We start from the raw sequence: 10,489 nt of genomic DNA on the forward strand, positions 1-10,489 counted from the left end.
ACAGCCCAAAAGCTTCGCGCCAGTCGCAGCGGTTAAAGGTAGTGCGGATCGGCTATCTTCTTCGCTTCCTTCACGCGCTTTCTTGAAACAAACCGTTAACCATGTCATAGATGGCGGAAGGAAACGGGTGTTTTGCTTCCATTTGTGAAAAACCGTAAAGCTTAACAATGCGCTACGATATCGATGGTGCGATGCTTCAGACACTGCTCCCATTCCTTGCTGCGGCGGAGGATGCGGTGGCGCGACTGGACGAGCGGGTGTTGCGCTCGCCGGTGGGGGAGGGCTTTGCCGAACGCAGCCATTTCTTCGATGCCGCGGGGGCGCTATGGGTCGCCGGCGAGCTGGTCCACGTCGAGGACCTCGTTTTGCACGACGCGCATATGGATAGCCGCGCCCCCAGCCACGAACTGACGATTGCCCATTCGGTGCTGCGGACTCGTCGGCGCATCTGGAACGGCGAACCATCCTGGGCGCTCGGCGCCTCCGGCCTTGCAACGTTGACCGCGACCATGGGGGAGGGGGAAGGTACCGCTCAGGAAGCCAAAGGCCTGACGGTTGTCGGGGCCGACGACGAGGGCGACGATGAAGATGCGCCGCTTGCTGCCGAGATGGCAGAGATCGACGCGCTTCTTGCCCGCTCGCAGAAGCTCATCGACATCCATACTGGGAAAGCGCCGGCCGAGACAGCCGCGATATCCCCGGCCAAGCGCAACGAGGATCCGCTCGGCCTGCTCGGCGACGAGGAGTGGGACGAGGAACAGCGGCTCGCGGAGTGGCGCGGCCTGCTGCCCTTGGCCGACCGCCTGCCGCCGATTCTCGGCGCCGTCATCCTGTTCGAAGCCTGGGACAGGATCGAGCCGTTGCGGCGTCAGCATTGGCTCGGCGGGCTTCTGGTCGAAAGCTACCTGCGCGCCCGCGGTAAGGTCGCTTCGCATCTCTTTTCCTTTTACGGCGGGCTGAAATTGGTGCGCCACGAGCGGCGTCGGGCCCGTGACCGGGCGACGCGGCTGCAAGCTTTTCTCGAAGCGATGCAATTGGCTGCGGCGGCCGGCCTCAAGGAAATCGACCGGTTGTCGCTGGCCCGCACGCAAATGGAGCTGCGCTTTCGCGGCCGTCGCTCGAACAGCAGCCTGCCGGAGCTTGCCGATTTCGTCCTGTCGCGGCCGATGGTGTCGGCGGCGATGATCGCCCGTCATCTGCGCATCACGCCGCGCGGCGCGCTGAACCTCGTCAATGAGATCGGCATTCGTGAAATCACCGGCCGCGGCCGCTATCGCGCCTGGGGCATCATCTGAAATAAAAAACACGGCCGGTTCGACGTCCGGCCGTGTCCTTTGAGAGTGAGCGCCCGGTCTGCCATCCTGTCACAGATTGCAGGCCGGGCGCCCTTGCGCTTCCATTGCCCCCAGAAGCGCGGTCCTATTCCCGCTCGCCGGTGAAGTTGAGCAGAAGCTGGAAGATGTTGACGAAGTTCAGGTAGAGCGAGAGCGCACCGAAAACGGCAAGCTTCTGGTTCGATTCCTGATCGTAGTTTTCCGAATATTGTTCCTTGATGTTCTGTGTGTCGTAGGCGGTCAGGCCGACGAAGACGACGATACCAATCACCGAGATGGCGAACTGCAGCGCACTCGAGCCTAGGAAGATGTTGACGATGGCGGCGATGATGATGCCGAAGAGGCCCATCATCAGGAACGAGCCCATCTTCGAGAGGTCACGCCTGGTCGTGTAGCCGTAAAGGCTGGTGGAGCCGAACATCGCCGCGGTGATGAAAAAGGTCTGGGCGATGCTCGTCTTGGTGAAGACCAGGAAGACGGAGGCAAGCGACAGGCCCATCACGGCGCAGAAGGCCCAGAAGGTGATCTGGGCGGTGCTCGCCGACATCGTCTGGATGCGGAAGGAGAAGAAGAAGACGAAGGCGAGCGGCGCCAGCATCACCACCCATTTCAGCGGCGAGCCGAAGATCGGGACATAGAGCGCCGGCGTCGAGCCGACGATGAAGGCAACGATGCCCGTTATGACCAGGCCGAGGCCCATATAATTGTAGACGCGCAGCATATGCTGACGCAGACCCTCGTCGAAGAGGGCCTGTGAGCCGGCGACGGCTCCGTATCGGGGATTGATCGGGTTCATGCTGATCTCCTCGGTTTGAACTAGTAGAGCGAACGGGCGAGCCGTTCGGCCGCCTGATCGAGATTGAGTCCGCTATCGTCGGCGATCAGCGCATAGGCGACCTCGCCGATCTGCCAATAGGCGGCTTCTGCTTTTTCGAGTGCGAGATGGCTGACCGGCCGGACCTCGAAGGCTCCCGGCCGGACGGCGAAAAGCGAAAGCCGCTTTCCATCGGCCACCGTGATCGCCATCTCGATGCTCGGGCCGAATTCGGACGGGAATATCTGGACGTCGGCGATCTTCCAGTCTTTCGGCAGTTCGGGCATGACGATCGCGGTCGCGGCGCGTATGTCCTCGGCGCTATAGCTGGTCGGGGTCTGCGAAGGCATCGAGGCGCGCAGGGCCGCGGTCTGATAGGCGCGGACGGCATCCTCGACATAAGCAGGCGCCGGAACGGAAGCCGCCACTTCGGTGGCCGAAAAGGCGCCGAAGGAATTATGCGCCACCCAGCCGGCGGTCAGCAGAATGCCGACGGCGGCGATGCGCTGCATGGACTGGAGGATGCGACCATAGGAAAGGCCGCGCTCCAGCCGGCGGGCGGCATCGCGGGTCTCGGGACGGCCGAAGGCGTTTTCGCCGGCAAGCGCCAGACGCAGCTCGCCCTTCATGCTGAGGTCGGCCATCACCTTGGCGGCAATCGCCGGGTTCTCCGAGAGATAGGACTCGACCTGAATACGGCGGGCGACACCGAGCTCGCCATCCACATAGGCATCGAGATCGGCATCGATGATCGGATCAACTGCTTTCATTGCCGCTCCCTCCGATTAACTTGAGATGCGAAATGCGCGGCGTCTTTTCCTCGAATTCGCGCAGCTGCGCCCGGGCGCGCGAGATGCGAGACATCAGCGTGCCAATCGGAATACCGAGCGCATTGGCGGCTTCCTGATAGGAAAGGTCTTCGATGGCAACGAGATGCAGCGCCTCGCGCTGCTCCTCCGGCAGGTCGAAGAAGGCGTCGCGCACCTGATGCAGGCGCACGGCATGTTCCTGGCCGGCCGGCAGCGACTGCTCGGCTTCGACAGCCGCTTCGTCGTGGCGACGCGTCAGCGACCGATTCCGGCGAAGACGATCGATATGGGCATTGTGCAGGATGGAAAGCAGCCAGGTGCGCAGATTGCCGCCGCTTCGGAAGCTCTTTCTCTTCTCGAAGGCGCGCACCAGGGCATCATGCACCAGATCCTCCGCCTCATCCGAGTTGCGCACCAGCGCGCGAGCGTAGCGCCTCAGCGCTGCAAGCTGTCCGATGACATCGAAGGGGCGGTCTTTGCGTTCCATGCTTGAGTATACGCAAGCGCGGCGGATTTTATTCCCGGCGGCATAAAAAAATCATGCCCGCCGGACATCGCCGTCGACGAACCGGGGAAATACCATCCGCCAGCGCATGTACGCCTTAAATCGGCGATTGTTTATGACAATTACATGACAGATCATCACGCCGCTGATTTGCAGGGGAAGATAAAGAATGAAGGAAAAGAAGCGGGTCTACGAAGCTCTCGTGGACGGCGCCATGGAAGGGCTGACGGGTGAGGCACTCTATGATTTCGTCAAGGCGCGATGCTCGAAAGCCACCAGCAAGAAGATCGTCAGGGCTTCGCTTCTCGCTCTGACCGATCCTCATCTCAGGGACCGCAATATTCTCGACGTGATCTACGCGCTTGCGATCAAGCATCGTCTCGATGAAGGCGTGCTTGATGACGGCGACGAGGACGAACCCGCCGCGCAGGCTCCCTTCAGGACGTTCAGCTAGTCTCTCCGGCTTTTCTAAAGCGGTCAGCGACCGTCCGAGAGCTCTTCGAGAATCGGACAGTCCGGCCGGTCGTTGCCATGGCAGGCATGCACGAGATGCTCGAGAGTGCGGCGAAGTTCCGTCAGTTCGCGAATCTTGCGGTCGATCTCCCCGAGTTTCGTCTCGGCAATGTCCCTGACGTCGGCGCTCGCCCGGGCTTTGTCCTCATAAAGCGCCAGCAATTGCCGGCATTCCTCGACCGAAAAGCCGAGACCGCGCGAACGCTGCAGGAAGCGCAGCTTGTGAACATCGGCCGCAGCATAGTCGCGATAGCCGTTTCCGCCCCTTTCGGGGCGGATCAGGCCGATATCCTCGTAGTAGCGGATGGTCTTCGAAGGCAGGCCGGAGCGCTCAGATGCTTCGCCGATATTCATGGCCGTCTCCTATAATTTTGCAAAGCGCAGTCTCAGCGCATTTGATATCACCGATACAGACGAGAGGCTCATCGCCGCCGCAGCGATCATCGGCGAGAGCAGCAAGCCGAAAACGGGATAGAGGATCCCGGCGGCGACCGGCACGCCGAGCGCATTATAGCCGAAGGCGAAGCCGAGATTCTGGCGGATATTGCGCATCGTCGCCTCCGCCAGCCGCCGCGCCCTGACGATCCCGTTGAGATCGCCTTTGACCAAGGTAATGCCGGCGCTTTCCATTGCAACATCGGCGCCGGTGCCCATGGCGATGCCGACATCGGCGGTCGCAAGTGCCGGGGCGTCGTTGACCCCGTCGCCGGCCATGGCGATCACCGCGCCTTTGGCGCGCAGTTCGTCGATCAGCGCCTTCTTGCCTTCCGGCAGTACGTCGGCGCGGACCTCGTCGATGCCGAGGCTTTTCGCCACCGCACGCGCCGTGCGCTCGTTGTCGCCGGTCGCCATGATGATCTTCAGCCCGCTGTCGTGCAGCGCTTTGATGGCGGCTGACGTCGTCGGCTTGATCCGGTCGGCGACGGCGACGAGACCGGCAAGCTTGCCGTCGAGCGTCACGAACATCACCGTCTTGCCATCGCCGCGCAGGGCTTCGGTCTTCTCCGACAGCGCCGACGGATCGACGCCGAGATCGGCGAGCAGCGCCGCATTGCCGAGCGCCACGCTTGTACCGTGCGCTATGCCCTGGACCCCTTTGCCGGTCTTCGCCTCGAAGCCGCTCACCTCCACGAAGGCGGCACTGCGCTCTTCGGCGCCGGCAACGATCGCTTCGGCCAGCGGATGCTCGGAGCCGCGCTCAAGGCTCGCGGCCAGCGACAGCAGCCGGTTCTCCTCGACGCCGCCGACGGCGACGATGTCGGTGAGCACAGGATTGCCTTCGGTCAGCGTGCCGGTCTTATCGACGATCAGCGTGTCGACCTTGGAAAAGCGCTCCAGCGCTTCGGCGTCCTTGATCAGCACGCCTTCACCAGCGCCGCGCCCGGTCGCGATCATAATCGACATCGGCGTCGCAAGGCCGAGCGCACAGGGGCAGGCGATGATCAGAACGGCGACGGCGGCAAGCAGCGCATTTGCCAGGCTTGGCTCCGGCCCGATCGCAGCCCAGACGACGAAGGCAAGGATGGCTATGGCGACGACGGCGGGCACGAAGACGGCCGACACCCGGTCGACGGCGCCCTGAATCGGCGCCCGCGAACGCTGCGCCTTGGCGACCATGTCGACGATGCGCGACAGCACCGTGTCTGCGCCGACTTTCTCGGCCGACATGACGAGGGAGCCGTTCTTGTTGATCGTGCCGCCGGTCAACCCGTCGCCCGTCGCCTTCTCGACGGGCAGAGGCTCGCCCGATATCATCGATTCGTCGACGGTCGACTGGCCCTCGAGGACGGAACCATCCACCGGTACGCGCTCGCCCGGGCGCACCCGCAGCCGGTCGCCGGTCTGAATCTCCTCTACCGGCACGTCCCTCTCATTGCCATCGGCGTCAATGCGCCGCGCCGTCTTCGGCGCGAGGTCGAGCAGAGCGCGGATTGCCGAGCCGGTCCGCTCGCGTGCCTTCAATTCCAGCACCTGGCCGACGAAGACCAGGGCGACGATGACGGCGGCCGCCTCGAAATAGACAGGCACGGTGGCGCCATGGCCGCGAAAGCTCATCGGGAAAAGACCGGGCGCAAGCGTGGCGACGACGCTGTAGACATAGGCGGTGCCGACGCCGAGGCCGATCAGCGTCCACATGTTCGGGCTTCGGTTGACGACAGACGCCCAGGCGCGGCGGAAGAACGGCAGCGCGGCCCACAGCACGACCGGCGTTGCCAGCGCTAGCTCAATATAGGTCGCCAGCGGTTCGCCGATCGCTTCCCGGAGCGGCAGGCCGAGCATCGGTCCCATCCCGAGCGCCAGCAGCGGCAGGGCAAGGATGGCGCTGACCCAAAGCCGTCTGACGAAATCGACAAGTTCCGGATTCGCTCCTTCGTCGGCCGGAGGAATGCCCATCGGCTCCAGCGCCATGCCGCATTTCGGGCAATCGCCGGGCCGGTCGCTGACGACTTCCGGATGCATCGGGCAGGTATAAAGCGTACCCTTCGGCGCCGGCTTTGCCGCCGGACGGGCGCCGTTGCGATAGGCCGAGGGGTCGGCCTCGAACTTTGTTTGGCAAGCGGCCGAGCAGAAGTAGAATTTCTCGCCCTCGAGTTTCACGAAGTATTTTGCCGTCGAACGATCAACGGCCATGCCGCAGACGGGATCCTTCGCCGTCAGGTAATCCTGCGGCTGAGCCGCAAACTTCATCCGGCAGCTCTCGGAGCAGAAATGATAGACACGACCCATGTGTTCGAACGAGGGTTTGCCGGCTTGCGGATCGACCGTCATGCCGCAGACGGGATCACGGATCACCGCTGCGGCGGCCTTCTCCTGATGATCACGGCCGCAATGGCAGTGACCGTCGCCGTGGCTGTGGTGATGATGGTCGTGTTTGGTATCCATGACTATCTCCTTTGCCCTCAAGGGCAGTTGGAGAGGCTTATCCACCTTCCAGCAACTGGAAGGTCAAGCGCTAATTTCGACGACATCGAATTTTTCGAAAACGCCGCGTTGCGCAGCGCGACGGCGGCATCGCCCGATCCTCAAATCGCGCCCGATCCTCAGATCGGGCTGATCAGCCCGAGCGGCTGGCTCCCGAGCAGTGTAGCGACCGAAATGCTGCCTCCCGGCTCGATTGTTTTTCCCGTCACGAGATCCGCCTTCAACCCATGAAGGGGGGAGGGCACCGCGATCGCCGTGTCTTCCCAGAACTCCGGACCGGCAAAAAGCACGCCGGGATCGAGCCAGCGGAACATCAGCCGCGGTGCGACGGTAATCGCGAATTCGCTGTTGCGCACGCGGGCGAAAGCCAGCACGTGATTCCGGCGGCAGCCAGTCGTCTTCAACGGCAGATAATCGCCTTTGGCAAAGAGAACCGGCTGCCGCTGACGCAGCTGCAGCCCAATTGTTACGATGCGCTGCTTCAAGGCCGCCGCCTGAAGCTTGGCGATCGGTCCGGCTTCATCAAGCCAGGCCTTCAGCTTGGCATGATCGACCGGCCGGCGATTGTCGGGATCGACAAGACTGAAGTCGAAAACTTCCGCGCCCTGGTAAATGTCGGGAATTCCAGGCGCCATCAGCTTGAGCAATGTCTGTGACAGACTGTTGACGTAGCCGGCCGCTATGAAGGGCTGCAGCACCCTTTCGAAATCTTCCAGAAAGGCGTCATTGTCCGGCGACACCAGCGCCGCCGCATAGACTGTGATTGCCTCCTCGTAGGCACCCTCCTGTTCGGTCCAGGCGCTGCGCAATTTCGCCTCGCGCACCGCCTTGACCGCGTAATCGGTAAAGCGTGCGCGAAGGTCTTCTACCTGTCCTCTGTCGAAATCCTCCGGCCAGACGCCGGCGAGCGCTTGATACAGCATCCATTCAGTATTCGGCTCGGGTGCTGCACCGTCCGGCAGATCCTTCAGCCACGGCCTATTCATGTCACGCCAACGCGCCACCGCCTGGGCAAAAACATCCGCACCCTCGCTCAGCACATAGAGCCGCGCGCGCGCATCCTCGCCGCGTTTGGTGTCGTGGGTGGCGCTGGCCGAAAGCCCATGCGGCTGCAGCCGCGCCCGCTCGGCCATGCGACGATGGAACCCGTCCGGCCCCTCGGGCGTCTTGCCTGGTTCGCCGCCGACCTCGTTTGCGGCAAGCAGCCTGTTATAGCGGTAGAACAGCGTATCCTCTGTCGCCTTCGCCATGACCGGCCCGCTCAGTTGCTGAAAGCGGATCCGGAATTCATGCGCCGTATCGCCTTCGATCTTGCCTTCAAGAAGCTTCAGCACGTGGTCGAGCGCGCGCCGATCGTCGAGCCCAGCCATGACCTGTGATGCGGTCGCGGCAAGGACGGCCGAATCCTGCCAGCTCAGCGGACCGCCGTCGCCATAGGTGCGGTAGACGGGGAATGCGATCAGCAGCTCGCGCACGGCGGTGGCGATCTCTTCCCGGTTTATTTCGGGAAAGATGCCCGCCGCCATCGCAACCAGCCTGCCGGTCTCGCCAGCGAAATTGCGCTCGACCATCTGTCGCTTGGCAAGCCGCCGGCCCTCTTCGAGATTGCCCGCCTCGCCGGCGAGGCCGCGATAGGCGTCGTCCAATATCGGCAGGCCGCCGGCGTCGATGAAGAGCTCGCTCAGCGCCGCGATGAATTCATATCCGGTGGTGCCGGCGACCGGCCAGCTCTCCGGCAGGACCTCGCCCGCCCCGAGGATCTTTTCGACAACGATATAGGTGTCGGCCCCGACTGCTGCCCTCAGCCTGTCGAGATAGGCCTTGGGTTCGGCGAGCCCGTCGACATGGTCGATGCGCAGGCCCTGCACCTTGCCATGGCGCACGAGTTCGAGCACCAGCCGGTGCATGTCTTCGAACACCAAGGGATCCTCGACGCGGGTGCCGACCAGTCCGGTCACCTCGAAAAAGCGGCGGTAACTCAGATGCCGCGCCGCTTCCTTCCAATGGATCAGCCGCCAATGCTGCTCGTCATGCAGGCTCTTGAGGAATTCGCGATCGGACGAGACGTCTTTGAGCTTCTCCCGAAGGAGCGCCCGATCGCCGGCCTCGAAGAGAATGTCGCGCAACGCGCGGGCGAAGTCCTCGCCTGACGTGGCGGCCGCGGCCTCTGCCATTCGCGTTGCGACCGGATCGTCGAGCCGGTTTGCGACCACGCCGTAACTGCTGGGTTTGACTGGCAACAGCGTCTGAAAATAGGCCAAGGCGAAGCTGCCGTGCGTCTCGTCGACTACGAGGCGCAGTTCGCCTGAAGCCAGCGCCTCTTCGAAATCCTGGCCGAGCTGCGGCAGGGTCAGCGGTTCGCTCCAGTCGATGTCGAAATGGCGGGCATAAGCGCTCTGCGGGCCGAGGGCCAGCACGTCCCGCCACCAGTCATTCTCAGGCGAAGCGGCCATATGGTTCGGAACGATGTCGAGAACCAATCCCATGCCCGCCGAGGCGAGGCTTTCCGCCAGCCGGTCGAACCCCGCACGGCCGCCAAGCGCCGGATCGATCTCATTGGCGTCGGTGACGTCATAGCCGTGAGTCGAGCCGCTAACGGCGGTGAAGATTGGTGAGGCGTAGAGGTGGCTGATGCCGAGCGTCTTGAGATAGGGAACGAGGTCGCAGGCACGATCGAAAGTCATGCCGTTGCGGAACTGTATCCGGTAGGTCGCTGTCGGAAGAATCATGAGGCCGTCTGACGTTGGAGGGAGACCCTTTCCAACGGTTGTGTCCGGTCTTTGGTTCCATCACAGCGCCGCGCGTCTGGAGCCTGCAAATGTCTCGTCTTGCGCAATTGCGGAAACCAACACCACCACAGAACCGACACTCCGATCGTCGCCGCGCCGCCGATTATCACCGCCGGAACGACGCCAAAGGCCCAGGCCGAGATGCCGGCCCGGAATTCGCCAAGCTCGTTGGAGGCGCCGACGAAAACCATGTTCACCGCATTGACGCGGCCACCCACGGCATCCGGCGTCCAGATCTGGATCAGCGTCTCGCGCACATAGACGCTTACCATGTCGAAACCGCCCCTCAGGCCAAGCGCCAGCACCGACAGCCAGACTGCCGTCGAGGCGCCAAACACGGCGATGAAGAAACCCACCAGGGTGACGCAGACGAACATGATCACGCCGGCGTGGTCTTTCACGGGATGACGCAGCAGGAAGGCCGCCACCAGGATCGATCCGATGCCGGGCGCTGCGCGCAGAAGGCCGAGCCCCCACGGGCCGACGGCGAGAATGTCGCGTGCATAAACGGGCAGCAAGGCCGAGGCTCCGCCGAGCAGCATGGCAAAAAGATCGAAGATCGGCACCACCGTCTGCTTCCCCGTCGTGGTGAATATAAGCAGGGCCAGCGCGCATAGGCCTTCGCCGACAATGCAGCCCGTCATGATCAGGACACGTTGAAACGGTCGGCAACGGTGCCGGTCACCAGCACGAGCAGGAAGGCGGGCAGGAACAGCATGAGACCCACCATGCCGAGATCGAAGGGGTCGCGCGTAATGTCATAGACCTGCCAGCCCACCGATACACCCATGATCTGGGCTGGT

General features: G+C 63.1%; 8 protein-coding genes and 1 pseudogene. 2 read left to right on the forward strand and 7 right to left on the reverse strand.

Going from position 1 to position 10,489, the window contains the following annotated elements:
- Positions 1-167: 167 nt before the first annotated feature.
- Positions 168-1,295: an RHE_PE00001 family protein gene (locus AMK02_RS27480; RefSeq protein ID WP_064808014.1), complete on the forward strand. Its 1,128-nt coding sequence runs from the start codon at positions 168-170 to the stop codon at positions 1,293-1,295.
- 124 nt (positions 1,296-1,419) lie between these two features.
- Here the strand turns inward: AMK02_RS27480 and AMK02_RS27485 are convergent, their stop codons facing one another.
- The 3 genes from AMK02_RS27485 to AMK02_RS27495 are packed head-to-tail and all read right to left on the reverse strand — an operon-like array spanning position 1,420 to position 3,444.
- Positions 1,420-2,130: a Bax inhibitor-1/YccA family protein gene (locus AMK02_RS27485; protein WP_064808016.1), complete on the reverse strand. Its 711-nt coding sequence runs from the start codon at positions 2,128-2,130 to the stop codon at positions 1,420-1,422.
- A gap of 20 nt (positions 2,131-2,150) precedes the next feature.
- The gene (locus AMK02_RS27490; protein WP_064808018.1) at positions 2,151-2,918 is read right to left on the reverse strand and encodes an anti-sigma factor family protein; all 768 of its coding nucleotides are present in this window, start codon (positions 2,916-2,918) and stop codon (positions 2,151-2,153) included.
- Positions 2,905-3,444, reverse strand: a complete 540-nt coding sequence (locus tag AMK02_RS27495) for a sigma-70 family RNA polymerase sigma factor (protein WP_064808020.1) — start codon at positions 3,442-3,444, stop codon at positions 2,905-2,907. Before AMK02_RS27495 ends, AMK02_RS27490 begins: the two co-directional genes overlap by 14 nt.
- A gap of 187 nt (positions 3,445-3,631) precedes the next feature.
- Here AMK02_RS27495 and AMK02_RS27500 point away from each other — a divergent pair, with 187 nt between their 5' ends.
- Positions 3,632-3,916: a hypothetical protein gene (locus AMK02_RS27500; protein WP_064808022.1), complete on the forward strand. Its 285-nt coding sequence runs from the start codon at positions 3,632-3,634 to the stop codon at positions 3,914-3,916.
- A 23-nt stretch (positions 3,917-3,939) separates the two neighbouring features.
- On the opposite strand, the gene cueR is transcribed toward AMK02_RS27500, so the two are convergent.
- From cueR to AMK02_RS27520, 4 genes and pseudogenes are all read right to left on the reverse strand, one after another.
- Complete coding sequence (gene cueR / locus AMK02_RS27505) at positions 3,940-4,329, reverse strand: Cu(I)-responsive transcriptional regulator (protein ID WP_064808024.1); 390 nt, start codon at positions 4,327-4,329, stop codon at positions 3,940-3,942.
- Positions 4,330-4,338: 9 nt separating this feature from the next.
- The gene (locus AMK02_RS27510; RefSeq protein ID WP_064808026.1) at positions 4,339-6,858 is read right to left on the reverse strand and encodes a heavy metal translocating P-type ATPase; all 2,520 of its coding nucleotides are present in this window, start codon (positions 6,856-6,858) and stop codon (positions 4,339-4,341) included.
- Positions 6,859-7,016: 158 nt separating this feature from the next.
- Positions 7,017-9,626 (reverse strand): malto-oligosyltrehalose synthase, encoded by a 2,610-nt coding sequence (gene treY / locus AMK02_RS27515; protein WP_064808028.1) that lies wholly within the window; start codon positions 9,624-9,626, stop codon positions 7,017-7,019.
- A 74-nt stretch (positions 9,627-9,700) separates the two neighbouring features.
- Positions 9,701-10,482: pseudogene (locus AMK02_RS27520) on the reverse strand (MFS transporter); the annotation flags it as partial.
- Positions 10,483-10,489: the final 7 nt, after the last annotated feature.

It is taken from the genome of Rhizobium sp. N731, from assembly GCF_001664145.1.
Classification (GTDB): domain Bacteria; phylum Pseudomonadota; class Alphaproteobacteria; order Rhizobiales; family Rhizobiaceae; genus Rhizobium; species Rhizobium esperanzae.